General features: G+C 72.2%; 15 protein-coding genes. 11 read left to right on the forward strand and 4 right to left on the reverse strand.

Features of this window, described 5'->3' with window-relative positions:
* The first annotated feature begins 123 nt into the window (after positions 1-123).
* The 3 genes from ACIRF9_RS11680 (at position 124) to ACIRF9_RS11690 (ending at position 3,537) form a co-directional block, all read left to right on the forward strand.
* A complete protein-coding gene (locus tag ACIRF9_RS11680; RefSeq protein WP_403819395.1) occupies positions 124-816 on the forward strand; it encodes a response regulator transcription factor in 693 nt (230 codons plus the stop codon).
* Complete coding sequence (locus tag ACIRF9_RS11685) at positions 813-2,267, forward strand: sensor histidine kinase (protein WP_403819397.1); 1,455 nt, start codon at positions 813-815, stop codon at positions 2,265-2,267. Before ACIRF9_RS11680 ends, ACIRF9_RS11685 begins: the two co-directional genes overlap by 4 nt.
* A 202-nt stretch (positions 2,268-2,469) precedes the next feature.
* Positions 2,470-3,537: a YbhN family protein gene (locus tag ACIRF9_RS11690; RefSeq protein ID WP_403819399.1), complete on the forward strand. Its 1,068-nt coding sequence runs from the start codon at positions 2,470-2,472 to the stop codon at positions 3,535-3,537.
* A 6-nt stretch (positions 3,538-3,543) separates the two neighbouring features.
* On the opposite strand, the gene msrB is transcribed toward ACIRF9_RS11690, so the two are convergent.
* The 4 genes from msrB to ACIRF9_RS11710 form a co-directional block, all read right to left on the reverse strand.
* Positions 3,544-3,951, reverse strand: a complete 408-nt coding sequence (gene msrB, locus ACIRF9_RS11695) for a peptide-methionine (R)-S-oxide reductase MsrB (RefSeq protein ID WP_403819400.1) — start codon at positions 3,949-3,951, stop codon at positions 3,544-3,546.
* A gap of 13 nt (positions 3,952-3,964) precedes the next feature.
* The gene (murC, locus tag ACIRF9_RS11700) at positions 3,965-5,350 is read right to left on the reverse strand and encodes a UDP-N-acetylmuramate--L-alanine ligase (RefSeq protein WP_403819402.1); all 1,386 of its coding nucleotides are present in this window, start codon (positions 5,348-5,350) and stop codon (positions 3,965-3,967) included.
* Between the two features lie 88 nt (positions 5,351-5,438).
* Positions 5,439-5,912, reverse strand: coding sequence for an indole-3-glycerol phosphate synthase (locus tag ACIRF9_RS11705; protein WP_403819404.1), 474 nt, complete (start codon positions 5,910-5,912; stop codon positions 5,439-5,441).
* Positions 5,913-6,044: 132 nt separating this feature from the next.
* Positions 6,045-6,827 carry a pyrimidine reductase family protein gene (locus ACIRF9_RS11710; RefSeq protein WP_403819405.1) on the reverse strand — a complete coding sequence of 261 codons (783 nt, stop codon included), beginning with the start codon at positions 6,825-6,827 and terminating at the stop codon, positions 6,045-6,047.
* On the opposite strand from ACIRF9_RS11710, the gene zapE reads away from it, so the two are divergent.
* The 8 genes from zapE to ACIRF9_RS11750 all read left to right on the forward strand — a co-directional run bounded on the left by zapE (position 6,826) and on the right by ACIRF9_RS11750 (position 14,370).
* On the forward strand, positions 6,826-7,974 hold the full coding sequence (zapE, locus tag ACIRF9_RS11715; RefSeq protein WP_403819406.1) for a cell division protein ZapE: 1,149 nt from the start codon (positions 6,826-6,828) through the stop codon (positions 7,972-7,974). The two genes, ACIRF9_RS11710 and zapE, sit on opposite strands and share 2 nt — an antisense overlap.
* Positions 7,975-8,128: 154 nt before the next feature.
* Positions 8,129-8,536 (forward strand): hypothetical protein, encoded by a 408-nt coding sequence (locus tag ACIRF9_RS11720; protein ID WP_403819408.1) that lies wholly within the window; start codon positions 8,129-8,131, stop codon positions 8,534-8,536.
* Positions 8,537-8,645: 109 nt separating this feature from the next.
* Entirely contained in the window at positions 8,646-9,227 is a 582-nt protein-coding gene (locus ACIRF9_RS11725; protein ID WP_403819409.1) for a carbonic anhydrase, read from the forward strand.
* Between the two features lie 8 nt (positions 9,228-9,235).
* The gene (locus ACIRF9_RS11730) at positions 9,236-10,744 is read left to right on the forward strand and encodes a SulP family inorganic anion transporter (protein WP_403819410.1); all 1,509 of its coding nucleotides are present in this window, start codon (positions 9,236-9,238) and stop codon (positions 10,742-10,744) included.
* A gap of 103 nt (positions 10,745-10,847) precedes the next feature.
* A complete protein-coding gene (locus ACIRF9_RS11735) occupies positions 10,848-11,699 on the forward strand; it encodes a slipin family protein (RefSeq protein WP_403819412.1) in 852 nt (283 codons plus the stop codon).
* 90 nt (positions 11,700-11,789) lie between these two features.
* Entirely contained in the window at positions 11,790-13,190 is a 1,401-nt protein-coding gene (locus ACIRF9_RS11740) for a PhoX family protein (RefSeq protein ID WP_403819414.1), read from the forward strand.
* A 78-nt stretch (positions 13,191-13,268) separates the two neighbouring features.
* Positions 13,269-14,162, forward strand: coding sequence for a polysaccharide deacetylase family protein (locus tag ACIRF9_RS11745; protein ID WP_403819416.1), 894 nt, complete (start codon positions 13,269-13,271; stop codon positions 14,160-14,162).
* 28 nt (positions 14,163-14,190) lie between these two features.
* A complete protein-coding gene (locus ACIRF9_RS11750; protein WP_403819418.1) occupies positions 14,191-14,370 on the forward strand; it encodes a hypothetical protein in 180 nt (59 codons plus the stop codon).
* Positions 14,371-14,413 lie beyond the last annotated feature (43 nt).

Raw genomic sequence — 14,413 nt, forward strand, 5'->3', positions numbered from 1 at the left:
AACACAGAGCTTGTCCGTGCATTGCTGTCGATTTCCTGTCGTACAACTTTCAAGAGTTTATCGATCCGCGCGCGCGTGGGACGCGGGTCCCGCGCCGGGGGGCGTGTGGCGCAGTATGAGCGGGTGGAAAAAGTACGACTCCTCGTCGTGGACGACGACCCGCCGATCGCCGATCTCGTGGCGACGGTCGCCCGCTACGAGGGCTGGGACGCGGTCACCGCGAACTCGGGTGAGGAGGCGCTGCGGCGCGCCGCCGAGTTCCACCCGGACATCGTGGTGCTCGACCTGATGCTGCCCGACATCGACGGTTTCGGCGTACTGGACCGGCTGCGCCAGTCCGGGACCATGGTGCCGGTGGTGTTCCTGACGGCCCGGGACGGGGTCGCCGACCGGGTGGCGGGGCTGACCCGGGGCGGCGACGACTACCTGGTGAAGCCGTTCGCGGTGGAGGAGCTGATGGCCCGGCTGCGGACCGTGCTGCGGCGCAGCGCGGGCCCCGGCTTCCAGCGCTCGGTACTGCGGGTCTCGGACCTGACGATGGACGAGGACACCCGCGAGGTACGCCGGGCCGGGAAGCTCCTCACGCTCACCCCGACCGAGTACGAGGTGCTGCGCTATCTGATGCGCAAGTCGCCGACCGTGCTGACCAAGGCCCAGATCCTCGACCATGTCTGGGAGTACGGCTTCGGCGGCCGGTCCAACGTCGTGGAGCTGGTCGTCAGCCGGCTGCGCCGCAAGCTGGACGCGACGGGCGACGATCCGCTGATCCAGACGGTACGGGGCTTCGGGTACGTGATCCGGCAGGCGGCCGAGTGATAGGCCGGCTGAGGCAGACGTACCGTCGGCTGCGGCTCGGCACCCGGCTGGCGCTGGGCCTGGGCGCGATGGCCCTGGTGGTGTTCGCCGTGGTCGGCACGGCCCTGACGACGTACATGCGGGACTATCTGTCGGCCCAGCTCAACGATCAGCTCGCGCTCGCCCAGGTCGCCCAGTCCAAGAGCATCGTGGACTCCGGCTCGCTGACCGGTAAGAAGTACTGGCGCTGGTACTACGCCGTGTACGACGTGCGCGACGGCACGCCCGTGCTGCGCGAACCCGAGGACCCCGGTGACGTGCCCGACGACGTCGCCGACCTCACCGCCCTGGCCAGGGCGCAGACCGTCGCCGGCACGGAGGTGCTGCGCACCGAGCATCTCAGGGGCGAGGGCGCGTACCGGCTGCGCGCCTGCGAGGTGGAACCCGGTGTGGTCCTGGTCAGCGGCGCGCCCATGGACGACATCGAGAACACCGTGCAGCACCTGATCACGATCCAGGTCGTCACGTTCGTCCTGGCGCTGCTGGCGCTGGTGGTGTTCGGCCGGGCGATGCTGCGGCGCGGTCTGCAGCCGCTCAGCGACATGGCGCACACCGCGCACGGCATCGCCTCCCACGACCTCACCGAGTCGGCGTCCCGGCTGCCGCTGCGCGCGGACCGGCCGGGCGGCGGCCCCGAGGTGGAGGAGCTGCGCACGGCGTTCAACACGATGCTGGAGCACATCGACGACTCGCTCGCCGTCCGCGCCAAGGCCGAGCAGCGGCTGCGCCGCTTCGTCGCGGACGCCTCGCACGAACTGCGCACCCCGCTGATGTCGGTGCGCGGTTACGCGGACCTCTTCCAGTACGCGGCCGCCAACGCCCCCGAGGAACGCGACAAGCACCTGGCCCGGCTGCGCGCCGAGGCCGCCCGGATGGGCGTCCTCCTCGACGACCTCCTCCTGCTGGCCCGGCTGGACGCGGCGGAGGTGGAGACCCCGCTGCGGATGGAGGACGCCGACCTGGTGGAGCTGGCCGAGCAGGCGGCCGACGCGTTCCGCGCGAGCCACCCCGGGCACCCGCTGACGGTGGCCCCGGCCCCCGCCGCCGTACGCCTGCGGATGGATCCGCACCGCATCCGCCAGGTGCTGGACAACCTCCTCACCAACGCGGCCGTGCACACCCCGTCCGGCACCCCGGTGACGGTCGAGGTGTCCGTCATCGCCGCCGCGGCGCGCGTCCGCGTCGCCGACAAGGGCCCCGGCATCCCGCCCGGCGACCGGGACCGGATCTTCGACCGCTTCTACCGCGTCGACAAGGCCCGCAGCCGCGACCGCGGCGGCAGCGGCCTCGGCCTCTCGGTGGCCCGCTCCCTGGTCCGCGCGCACGGCGGCACGCTGGAACTGGCCGACGAACCGGACACGACCGCCTTCCTGCTGACCCTGCCCCTGGGACCGGCCGCCGCGGCTCGCTGAGCGCGGCGCCGGCCGGGATGAGCCGTGCCGTGCGGGGGCAGACATCTCACAGCCCACCGCACCCCGGTCGCCCCTCCGCCCGCACCTCGTCGGCTCCCGGACATCGCGCCGTCACACCGGAGGGGAATCTCTCCCCCCGTTCCCCTCCCCGCTCAGGGCCTGTACGGCGCCGACGAGGCGCCGCGGAAGGACGACGTGCGCCGTGACCCTGCTGCCGCTCCCCACCACTCCGGCCAGCCCGGCCCTGAGTGACACCCCCCTGGCCCCCACCACTCCAGCCGCCCCTGCTCCGTCCGACGCCTCCCCGCCCCCGCAGACGACCGCCGCCCCCCGACGCCCCCGGATCTCCGCCCGCCATGCCGTGAGCCTGCTCCCCCTGCTGTACCTCGGGGTGTGGGCGGCGGTCGACTGGGACGCCGTGCGCGACGGCACCGCCCGCCTGGCAGGGGCCGACCCCTGGTGGCTGCTCGCCGGGCTCTTCTTCAGCTACCTGGGTTCGGTGGCCGCCGCCTGTGTCCGCCAGGGCGCGGTCCCCGAACGCCTGCCGAAGGGCCTGCTGGTGGCCTCGCAGATCGCCGCGGGCGCCGCCAACCACGTCCTGCCCGCGAGCATCGGCGCACACGCGGTCACCGTCCGCTTCCTCCAGCGCCAGGGCGTCGCGCTCCCCCGGGCGACCGCCTCCATCGCCCTGTACTCCCTGGTCAGAGCGGTGGCGAAGACCCCCGTGGTACTCGCCTTCCTGCTGCTCGCCCCCACCGCCGTCCGCCCGGCCGCGCTCCTGCCGGACGGCCGGACACTGCTGGGGGCCGTGGCCGGGCTCCTGCTGATCCCCGCCGCGGCCGCGGTGGTGCTGGCCCTGGTGCGCGCGCTGCGCGGCACGGTCATGGACTTCGTCCGTACGGCGCTCACGGACGCACGGCACCTGCACACCCGCCCGTCCCGCGTCCTGCCCCTGTGGTGCGGAGCCGCGGCCGCTCCACTGATCCAGGCGAGCGTGGTGGCCTCGGTGGGGAAGGCGCTCGACCTTCCCCTGTCCTGGCCCCAGTTGCTCTTCGCGTTCCTCGCCGCCAGCACCGCGGCGGGTGCCGTCCCCGCCCCGGGCGGCATCGGCCCGATCGACGCGGCCCTGATCCTCACCCTGGCCGGCTACGGCACCCCCCTGTCCCTGGCCACCGCCACCGTCCTCGGCTACCGCACCCTGACGGTCTGGCTGCCGCTGCTGCCGGGGATGCTGGTGCTGTCGGCCCTGGTACAGCGCAAACAGCTGTGACCGGCGTCAGCCCGCGTCCGGCGCCAGCCGCAGCGAGATGCTGTTGATGCAGTACCGCTGGTCGGTCGGGGTCGGATAGCCCTCGCCCTCGAAGACGTGTCCGAGATGGGATCCGCAGCGGGCGCAGCGCACCTCGGTGCGGAGCATCCCGTGGGAGCGGTCCTCGATCAGCTCGACCGCGTCGGTGTCCTTCGGGTCGAAGAAGGACGGCCAGCCGCAGTGCGAGTCGAACTTGGTGTCGGAGGTGAACAGTTCGGCGCCGCAGGCCCGGCAGGAGTAGACGCCCTTCGCCTTGGTGTCGGTGTACTCACCGGTGAAGGCGGGCTCCGTCGCGGCCTGCCGCAGCACGGCGTATTCGGCCGGCGTCAGCTCCGCCTGCCACTGCTCGTCCGGCTTCTCGACGTCGTACGGCACGATCCTCAGCCCCTCACTGCGAAAGACGGTCCAGAATGCGCGGGCCCAGGTCGGTCACATCGCCCGCGCCCATGGTGAGAACGAGATCACCGGGCTTCGCCATTCCCGCCACGACCTCGGGCACCTCGCCCTTGTCGTGCACGGCCGTCACGTCCGCGCCCGCCGCCCGGGCCGCGTCGATGATCAGCGCGCTCGTCACGCCCGGGACCGGGTCCTCGCGGGCCGGGTAGATGTCGAGGACGACGGAGGCGTCGGCCAGGGCCAGGGACTCGCCCATCTCCGTGCCGAGTTCCTGCGTCCGGGAGAACAGGTGCGGCTGGAAGACGACGAGGATGCGGGCGTCACCGGCCGCGGCGCGCATCGCCTCCAGGTCGGCGGTCATCTCGGTGGGGTGGTGGGCGTAGGAGTCGATGACCTGCACGCCCGCCGCCTCGCCCTTGAGCTGGAGCCGGCGCTTGACGCCGGTGTACGCGGCCAGGGCGGGGGCGAGCCGGTCGGCCGGGACGCCCAGGGCCACGCCCGCGGTCAGCGCGGCGACGGCGTTGAGCGCGTAGTGCCGGCCGGGCACGGAGACGGTGAAGACGATCTCCCGCCCGTCGAGCACCACGGTCACCCGGCTCTTCAGCCCCTGCGGTACGACGGACAGCACCCGCACATCCGCGTCCTCGGCCTCTCCGTACGTCACCACCTGCACGCCCTCGACCCGCCGGGTCAGCTCACGGGCGCCCTCCTGGTCGGCGGAGATCACCAGCGTGCCGCCGGGCACGATCTTCCCGGCGAAGGTCTCGAAGGACTCGTAGATCTCGTCCATCGACGCGTAGTTGGCGTGGTGGTCCAGCTCCACGTTGAGGACGATCGCGACCTCGGGGGCGTACTTGTGGAAGCTGCGGTCGCTTTCGTCGGCCTCGGCGACGAAGATCTCGCCGTCGCCGTGCAGCGCGTTGGAGCCGGGGACGTCCAGGTCGCCGCCGATGGCGTAGGAGGGATCCAGCCCGAGCTCGGACAGCGAGACCGCCAGCATGGAGGTGGTGGTGGTCTTGCCGTGGGTGCCGGCGACCGCGATCGGCCGCAGCCCGTCCATCAGCGCGGCGAGGGCGTCGGACCGGTGCACCACCGGGATGCCCAGCTCGGCCGCGCGGGCCAGCTCCGGGTTGTCCTTGCGGATCGCCGACGACACGACGACACAGCTCGCGTCGTCGGCGAGGTGCGCGGCGGCGTGCCCGATGTGCACGGTCGCACCGAGCGCCCGCAGCGCCGCGGCCGTCTCCGACTCCTTGGCGTCGCTGCCCGCGACCTTCGCCCCACGCTGGGCGAGAATCTTCGCGATCCCCGACATCCCGGCGCCGCCGATGCCGATGAAGTGCGGTCGGTCCATGGCGGGGGGAAGGCCGGGTGCCATGTGTGTCTCCCTGTGCGTGCTGGTGCGGCGGTCGTTCAGCGGCCAAGCCTATGCCGAGCCACCGACCGTGGTGGACACCCGGCCGTCGCTACGCCTTGCTGTGCGAGAACAGTTTCAGAACCGGTACGCCGACCTTGTGCCGCGCCCGCGACGCCCAGTCCCGGTGGAAGAACTCCTCCACGTAATGAGGATCGGTCAGGACGATCACCTCGTCCGCCCCCACCTCGTCCACCAGTGACTTCAGCGCGTCCAGCGGATGGTCCTCCACCAGCCGCCCCACCGCCTGACTGCCGGACGCCAGCAGCGCCTGCAGGGACACCTCGAGGGCTCGTACCCCGAACCCCTTCGCCTCGTCCCCCTCCGGCGTCTCCCGCTCGCGCGCCGCCTCGTCCAGTTCACCGAGGGCGACGTCGTCGATGGCCCGCAGCAACCGGTCCGCCTGGTCGCCGCGCGGCTGGAGCAGTACATGGAAGGAGACCTGCTCCTCGCCGTGCAAGGTGGTGACGAACTCCACGTCGGCGGACGTCAGGGCCTTCTCGATCATCAATACGCTTGTGAACACCGGGCGCCCCTTCTGCGGAAACCATCCTGCCCCGTGATGTCACGGGGACTGCGAGACTCAGTGTGCCCGCCGAAAGCTAAGCGGAACGGTAGATTCCGCCATTTTCGGGACCATCGGCACCACTGAACGATGTCAGGACCGCTGGTAGCGGCCGAACAGAAAACCCTCCTCCTCCAGCAGGGACACCAGTGCGAACCGCCGCGGCACCGCGACCGGGGGCCCGCCCGCGATCCGTTGCGCGTCCCCCGCGGTGAGCATCGGCGAGACGGTCAGACAGAGCTCGTCCAGTACCCCGGCGGCGACGAACTGACCCAGTAGCCGGGGGCCGCCCTCGGTCAGCAGCCGGGTGTGCCCCAGCTCGGCGAGCGCCCGTACGGCCCGCGCGGGGTCCACGCCCATGCCGTCACCGGCGATCACCACCCGCGCACCCGCCTTCTCCGCGGCGGCCACCTTGTCGGGGGCGGCCGCGGCGCCGGTCAGCAGCAGCGTCGGCACCAGCGGCGAGGTGAACAGCGGGAGCGAGAAGTCCAGGTCCAGGCTCGCGGTGACCACCGCGATCGCGGGCGCGGGCCCCTGTCCGGCCGCCTCCCGCCGCCCGGCGAACTCCGCACGCGCGCGTGCGGGCCGGTACCCCTCCTGCCGTACCGTTTCCGCACCCACGACCACCACGTCCGCGAGCCCCCGCAGCGTGCCGAAGATCCGCATGTCGGCGGCGGTGGAGATGGGCTGGGAGCGCCCGTCGTGCTGGGCGGCGCCGTCGAGCGTGGACACCATGTTGGCCCGCAGCCAGGCCCGCGGCTCCCCCGGCGCGGGCTCGGGGTAGGCGTAGGCCTCGGCCAGCTCGTCGAGGCTCCACTCCCGGTCGCCGGGGGGCGTGGCGGGTGTCTGGTCGGTCACAGGGAACAGCCGTCGCATGCCTCGCAGTCTGGCACGCGGATTAGCATGGGGAACCGTGTCGTCCTCCACCCCTGCCGCCCCTGTCGACGAGATAGCCGACGCGGCCCCGCTGTCCCTGTGCGCCCGTGAGCCGTACGTCCCGGCGGACCGGCTGGTCGCCGAGATGGTGCCGCCGCCGCGCTTCGACTCGGTGCGCTTCAGCACGTACATCCCCGACCCGAACCAGCCCAGCCAGACCGAGGCCGTCCGGGTCCTGGAGGGCTTCGCGGGCGGGCTCGGCGGGGCGCACGCCGTCGGCGGGGCCAAGCGGGGGTTCTTCGGCTTCGGCAAGGCGAAGACGAAGGCGGCCAAGGTGCCCGCCGGACCGCGCGGGGTCTACCTCGACGGCGGGTACGGCGTCGGCAAGACCCATCTGCTCGCCTCCCTCTGGCACGCCACCCCGGCAGAGCCCGCGCTGAAGGCGTTCGGCACGTTCGTCGAGCTGACCAACCTGGTCGGCGCCCTCGGCTTCCAGAAGACGGTCCAGACGCTGTCCGGCCACCGGCTGCTGTGCATCGACGAGTTCGAGCTGGACGACCCGGGCGACACCGTGCTCGTCTCGACCCTGCTCGGGAAGCTGGTCGACGCGGGTGTCGCGCTGGCCGCCACCTCCAACACCCTGCCCGGCAAGCTGGGCGAGGGCCGGTTCGCGGCCGTCGACTTCCTGCGCGAGATCCAGGGCCTGTCGGCGCACTTCCGCACGCTGCGCATCGACGGCGAGGACTACCGCCACCGCGGCCTGCCCGAGGCGCCGGCGCCGTACTCCGACGAACAGGTGACGAAGACGGCGTACGCCACTCCGCGCGCCTCGCTCGACGACTTCCCGCACCTGCTGGACCACCTGGCCAAGGTCCACCCCAGCCGGTACGGAGCGCTCACCGATGGCCTGAAGGCGGTGTGTCTCACGGATGTGCGGCCGATTCCCGACCAGTCGACGGCCCTCAGGCTCGTCGTCCTGGCGGACCGGCTCTACGACCGCGAGGTCCCGGTGCTGGCCTCCGGACTCCCCTTCGACCAGCTGTTCAGCGAGGAGATGCTGAACGGCGGTTACCGCAAGAAGTACTTCCGGGCGATCTCCCGGCTCACCGCGCTGGCCCGTGACGCCGGGCGGCTTGTCAAGGGATAGTTCGCGCCACACACCCCTCACTTTTGAGGCGCACTTCTTCTCGAAACGCTCAGTTAACCCTGCAAACAACTTTGCAGGGTTAACGTGTTTCTTGACCAGTCATTGACCAACCGTTGGTCCGGACTAGAAGCGGGCATCGCCGGGAGGGGGGCACATGTTCCGAGGTGCGACGGCCCGGACCGCGCTCGCGCTCCTCGCCGCCGTCCTGCTCGCCCTCCCGTTCTTCGCACCTACGTCCGCCTTCGCACACGCGCACACCGCACATCAGACCGAGGCCAGGACCAAGACCGGAATCAAGCTCTCCGGCAAGACCCTGCGCGACGAGTACGTCACCGTCCGCGACTGCGGTCGCGCGGGCGGCCCCGCGGACCCCCTGCGCTCCCGCGACCGCCACCGCGCCACCCTCGTCGGGACCTCGGCCCCCCAGGAGCCCGAGCGCGCACCCCAGGCGCTGGATCCCGCGGCCGACCACGAACCGGTCCGCCCGTCCGATCCCCATCACCGGCCGTCGAGATCCTCGGCGGCCCACTCTCCGGCGGCACTCCAGGTCTTCCGCTGCTGAGAGACCTCCCTCTGCTCTCGAGCAGAGCAGAGCAGAACAGCGGTTCCCCCACCTGTCCTGTGTTTTGCACGTCCGACGCGCCCCCACGCGCGCCAGGAGGAGTCACCACATGCAGCCCCTCATCGACAACGCCCGTACGTTCGGACAGCGCCCTGAGGAGTTCGCCAAGCTCGCCGAAGGCCAGTCCCCGCAGGTCCTGTTCATCACCTGCTCCGATTCGCGGGTCGTCCCCGCCCTGATCACGGGCGCCCGCCCCGGCGAGCTCTTCGAGCTGCGCACCGCGGGCAACATCGTGCCGCCGTACGGCTCCGACCGTCCCACCGGCGAGGCCGCCACCATCGAGTACGCGGTGGAGGTCCTCGGCGTCCAGGACGTCGTCGTCTGCGGCCACTCGCACTGCGGCGCGGTCGGCGCGCTGGTGCGCGGCGACGACCTCGACGCCGTCCCCGCCGTACGTGACTGGCTCGCGCACGCCGCGGACGAGCCGGGAGCCGCCGACCCGAACGACCCGACGGTCGCCCTCGCGGTCCAGAACCACGTCCTCGCCCAGCTGCTGCGGCTGCGCTCCTACCCCTGTGTGGAGAAGCGGCTCGCGGACGGCCGGCTGCGGGTGCGCGGCTGGTACTACGAGGTGCACACCGGAGCGGTGCTCGAGCACCGCGTCGACACCGACGGCTTCGAGGCCCTGTGAGCGCCCCGATGACCCAGCGGAAGAACACCCGAATATCCGGGTTCCCCCATCTGCGGCAGGACTTCGCCGCCTCACTCGTCGTCTTCCTGGTCGCGCTCCCGCTGTGCGTGGGCGTGGCCGTGGCCTCCGGCGTGCCGGCCGAGCTGGGGCTCGTCACCGGCATCGTCGGGGGCATCGTCACCGGCCTGATGCGGGGCAGCTCCCTGCAGGTCTCCGGACCGGCGGCCGGTCTGACCGTGCTGGTCTTCGAGGCGGTGCAGGAGTTCGGCCTGCCCGCCCTCGGAGTGATCGTCCTCGCCACGGGCGCCCTGCAGATCGCCATGGGCGCCCTGAAACTGGGCCGGTACTTCCGGGCCATCTCGGTCTCCGTGGTCGAGGGCATGCTCGCCGGCATCGGTCTGGTGCTGATCGCCGGCCAGCTGTACTCGGTGGTCGGCGCCAAGGCGCCGGACTCCGGCCTCGCGAAGATCGCCGGGCTGCCCGGGGCGCTCGTGGACGCCGTCGGCAGCGCCGGCGCGTCGGCCTCGCTCGCGCTCGGCGCCGGGACTGTCGCCGTACTGGTGCTGTGGAAGCGGATGCCGGCGAAGGCGCGCGTGGTGCCCGGCCCGCTCGCCGCGGTCGGTCTCGCGACACTGGCGGCGCCGGTGCTGAACCTGCCGGTGGCGACCGTCGAGGTCCAGGGCCTGCTCGGGTCCGTCCAGCCTCCGTCGCCGTCCGCCTTCGGCGAGCCGGCCGACATCGGCCTGCTCGGCACCATCGTCGCGTTCACGCTCATCGCGTCCGCCGAGTCGCTGTTCAGCGCGGCGGCCGTGGACCGGCTGCACAACGGTCCGCGCACCGAGTACGACAAGGAGCTCGTCGCCCAGGGGGCGGGCAACGCGATCTGCGGCATGCTCGGCGCGCTGCCGATGACGGCGGTGATCGTGCGCAGCGCGGCCAACGTCCAGGCGGGCGCGCGGACGAAGGCGTCCCGGGTGCTGCACGGCGTGTGGCTGCTGCTGTTCGCGGCCCTGTTCCCGCAGGTGCTGGCCTACATCCCGATCCCGGCCCTCGCGGGCATCCTCGTCCACGCCGGCGCCAAGCTGGTCCCCGTCCGCGCGATCGCCTCCCTGTGGCGCGAGCACCGCGGCGAGGCGCTGATCCTGGTGGTCACGGCCGTGTCGATCGTCGCGGTCAGCATGTTCGAGGGCGTCCTCATCGGTCTCGCGCTCGCCGTGGCGAAGACGGCGTGGGAGGCCTCGCACCTCGGGCTGGAGGTCGTCGACAAGGGCGCCGGGCCCATCCAGGCGTACCTGTCGGGCAACGCGACCTTCCTGAAGCTGCCGAAGATCCTCGACAGCCTGGAGGCCCTCCCGCAGGACCGCCCGGTCGAGCTGGACCTCGCCGGCCTGCACCATCTCGACCACGCCTGCCGCACGGCCCTGGAGACCTGGGCCCAGCAGCACAGCGCGGCCGGCACGGAGCCGGTGAAGGTGACGGCGGAGCCCGTCACGCTGACGGCGGCTCCGGGCGCGTAGCGACCCGCTGTCCGGCCCGGGACCCGGGGCGTGGCCCCGGGCCGGACAGCGGGCATATCGTTGCAGGAGCAGACAAAACGGCCCTCTTGTCGAGGAGGTCGTCATGGTCCAGGAGCTGCTGGGTGTGGTCCTGGCGGTGGGCGCCGTCGGCGTCGTGTACGCCGGGGCGGCCGCGCGGGTCGTCAAGCAGTACGAGCGCGGGGTGGTCCTCAGGCTCGGACGGCTGCGCGGGGAGGTCCGGTCGCCGGGGTTCACGATGGTGATCCCGGCCGTGGACCGGCTGCGCAAGGTCAACATGCAGATCGTCACCATGCCCATTCCGGCGCAGGAGGGCATCACCCGCGACAACGTGACGGTGCGGGTCGACGCGGTCGTCTACTTCCGGGTCGTGGACGCGGCGGCCGCGATCATCAACGTCGAGGACTACCGCTTCGCCGTCTCCCAGATGGCGCAGACCTCGCTGCGGTCGATCATCGGCAAGAGCGAGCTGGACGACCTGCTGTCCAACCGCGAGAAGCTCAACGAGGGTCTCGAGCTGATGATCGACAGCCCGGCCGTCGGCTGGGGCGTGCAGATCGACCGGGTCGAGATCAAGGACGTGTCCCTGCCGGACACCATGAAGCGTTCCATGGCCCGCCAGGCCGAGGCCGACCGTGAGCGCCGCGCCCGGATCATCAACGCGGACGCCGAGCTGCAGGCGTCGAGGAAGCTGGCCGAGGCGGCGCAGCAGATGGCCGACACGCCGTCAGCGCTCCAGCTGCGGCTGCTGCAGACGGTGATGGCGGTGGCGGCGGAGAAGAACTCCACGCTGGTGCTGCCCATCCCGGTGGAGCTGCTGCGCTTCCTGGAGAAGGGGGGCCAGCAACAGCCCCCGGCCTCCCTGGAGACGCTGTTGGAGGTCACCCCGCCGAAAGCGCGGGAGGCTCCCCCGGAACCCCTGGAGACCGACCGGTGACACGTGCTACGCGCGTGGTTCCCGGGGCGCGCGCGGGGTGATAGACACAGCGGGGTCACAGTTCCTGTCCGCCAGCAGGAAGGTTCCCGCATGTCCCGCTCGTCTGCGACACGACGTCAGATCCTCGCCCGCACCGGTGCGCTGGGGGTGGGGATCGCCTTCACCGGCGCCCTCTCCGACCTCTTCGCGGGCACCGCCGCCGCGCAGGACCTCGGCCGCACCGGCTACGGCCCCCTGGTGCCCGACCCGGACGGTCTGCTCGACCTCCCCGAGGGATTCCGCTACCGGGTCCTCTCCCGCGAGGGCGACCCGCTGCGCTCCGGCGAGGGCCCCGTCCCCTCCAACCACGACGGTATGACGGCCCTCCCCGGCCATCACGGCCGTGTCCACCTGGTCCGCAACCACGAGAACCGCCCCACCGCGACCCACCCGGTCCCCACGGTCGAGGGCCTGACCTACGACCCGGCCGGCAAAGGCGGCTGTACGGCCCTGACGCTGGACTCGCGGGGCAGGGTGCTGTCGGAGCGGGTCGCGATCGCCGGTACGGCCGTCAACTGCGCGGGCGGGCCGACCCCTTGGCACACCTGGCTGACCTGCGAGGAGACCGAGGACAAGGCCGGCACCAACGGGTACACCAAGGACCACGGCTTCATCTTCGAGGTCCACCCGTCCGACCCGCGCCGCACCGGTGCCGTCCCGCTGACCGCGATGGGCCGCTTCCAGCACGAGGCGATCGCCGTCGATCCGCACCTCGGGGTCGTGTACGAGACGGAGGACGCGTTCCTCAAGCCCTTCGGGCTCTTCTACCGCTTCCTGCCCGAGAAGCCGCTGGGCGGGGTGGGCTCGCTGCGCGCGGGCGGCCGGCTGCAGGCGATGCGCGTCCCCGGCGTACCGGACCTGTCCTCGATCCAGGAGACCGGCGCCACGTTCGAGGGCATCGAGTGGGTCGACGTACCGGACCCGCTGGCCGTCGAGACCCCCGTCCGTCTGCAGGACTTCGGCCCGAAGGGCATCACCCACGCGCAGAAGCTGGAGGGCTGCTACTGGGGCGGCCGGTGCGTGTACTTCGTCTCCTCCTTCGCCCGCGGCGCGGACGGCTCTGCGGCCGACCACTTCGGCCAGATCTGGCGCTACGACCCGGCGCGCCGCCGCCTCACCCTGGTGATCGTCTTCGGCCCCGACACGGACGTCCAGCTCCCCGGGGAGTCGCCCGACAACATCTGCCTCGCCCCCAGCGGCGGCCTGATGGTCTGTGAGGACGGCAACGGCGCGCAGCACGTCTTCGGCGTGACGCGGAGCGGCGAGGTGTACGCGATGGCGCGGGGCCGGCAGGCGATCACATCAGCCGCTACCGCAGCGGGCGGCACCCCGGAGGCCCCCGAGTGGGGCGAGTTCGCGGGCGTCACCTTCTCGCCGGACGGCGCGACGATGTACGTCAACTGCTACACGCCCGGGACGACGTTCGCGGTGACGGGTCCCTGGCGCAGGTGACGGCCGGGCGGGTGACGCCATCGGAGAGGCTCGATCGGACAGTCATATCGACGGGTTGACCTCTCGTACCTTCATACGGTGATCACTTCCGTACGTCACCTGGCAGCCGTCTGTGCCCTCGGCGCCGCCCTCACCGCCTGCGGCACCCAACCGGCACCCCGGGCCGACCGCCCGGCGTCACCCGCCCCCACCCCGTCCTCTCCCTCGGTCTCCCTCTCGGCCTCTCCCTCCACGTCCTCCTCCGCCGCCCCCTCCCGGCCGCCGACCCTGGCGCCGGGACCGGCCGGTCTCACCCCGGTGTTCGAGAACGGGCCCCGCACGGCCGGCCGGATCGTCGCGCTCACCTTCGACGCCGACATGACGGCCGATCAGGGGGCGCGGGCGGCAGCCGGTGAGCACTTCGACAACCCGGGCCTGATCGCGGCGCTGCGGGAGCTGAAGGTGCCGGCCACCGTGTTCATGACCGGCCGGTGGGCCGAGGAGTACCCGGAGCAGGCGCGGTCCATCGGACGGGACCCGCTGTTCGAGGTCGGCAACCACTCCTACAGCCACTACGGCTTCATCGAGGACTGCTACGGCCTGCCGACCGTCCCCACCGACGGCATGCGGGCGGACGTGGAGCGGGCGTACACGGCGTTCCGCGAGGTGGGCGTGGCGAACGCGATGCCCTACTTCCGGTTCCCCGGCGGCTGCTACGACCAGTGGGCGCTGCGGGCGGTGAGCGGCGCCGGCGTGACCGCGGTGCAGTGGGACGTGGTGAGCGGGGACGCGTTCGCGGCCGACGCGGACGAGGTGACCCAGGAGGTGCTGAACGGCGTGAAGCCGGGGTCCGTGGTCGTCATGCACTGCACCCGCAGCGCCGCCCCGACGACGGAGCGGGCGGTGCGCGCGATCGTGCCCGAGCTGCGCCGGCAGGGATACCGGTTCGTGAAGGTGTCGGAGCTGATCGGAGCGGCGCGGAAGCGGTCGTAGGGCTCGTACGGGCTCGTACGCTGGAGGTATGAGCGAGGACTCGTACTGCCTGACCGACCCGGCCGAGCCGCCGAAAGCCGACGGGCCGCCGTATGCGGAGTGCGTGCTGTGCCGGAAGCCGACCGAGTACCCGGAGTCGTACAAGGGGATCACGCTGTGCCCCGTGTGCGAGTGGCAGGAAGCCCAGCGGACCGCCTGCTCGGGGTGATCGGCGGGAGGGGAGCGCGCGGGTGTTCGGGCGCCCTTTAGGG

It is taken from the genome of Streptomyces sp. NPDC096132, assembly GCF_044763345.1.
GTDB lineage: Bacteria > Actinomycetota > Actinomycetes > Streptomycetales > Streptomycetaceae > Streptomyces.

What these genes read in the sequence shown, in the direction of transcription:
- ACIRF9_RS11725 (WP_403819409.1), top strand. Translation starts at nt 8,646, where the DNA reads ATGCAGCCCCTCATCGACAACGCCCGTACGTTCGGACAGCGCCCTGAG.
- ACIRF9_RS11710 (WP_403819405.1), bottom strand. Translation starts at nt 6,827, where the DNA reads ATGCGACGGCTGTTCCCTGTGACCGACCAGACACCCGCCACGCCCCCC.
- ACIRF9_RS11740 (WP_403819414.1), top strand. Translation starts at nt 11,790, where the DNA reads ATGTCCCGCTCGTCTGCGACACGACGTCAGATCCTCGCCCGCACCGGT.
- ACIRF9_RS11720 (WP_403819408.1), top strand. Translation starts at nt 8,129, where the DNA reads ATGTTCCGAGGTGCGACGGCCCGGACCGCGCTCGCGCTCCTCGCCGCC.
- ACIRF9_RS11735 (WP_403819412.1), top strand. Translation starts at nt 10,848, where the DNA reads ATGGTCCAGGAGCTGCTGGGTGTGGTCCTGGCGGTGGGCGCCGTCGGC.
- ACIRF9_RS11730 (WP_403819410.1), top strand. Translation starts at nt 9,236, where the DNA reads ATGACCCAGCGGAAGAACACCCGAATATCCGGGTTCCCCCATCTGCGG.
- zapE (WP_403819406.1), top strand. Translation starts at nt 6,826, where the DNA reads ATGCCTCGCAGTCTGGCACGCGGATTAGCATGGGGAACCGTGTCGTCC.
- murC (WP_403819402.1), bottom strand. Translation starts at nt 5,350, where the DNA reads ATGGCACCCGGCCTTCCCCCCGCCATGGACCGACCGCACTTCATCGGC.
- ACIRF9_RS11750 (WP_403819418.1), top strand. Translation starts at nt 14,191, where the DNA reads ATGAGCGAGGACTCGTACTGCCTGACCGACCCGGCCGAGCCGCCGAAA.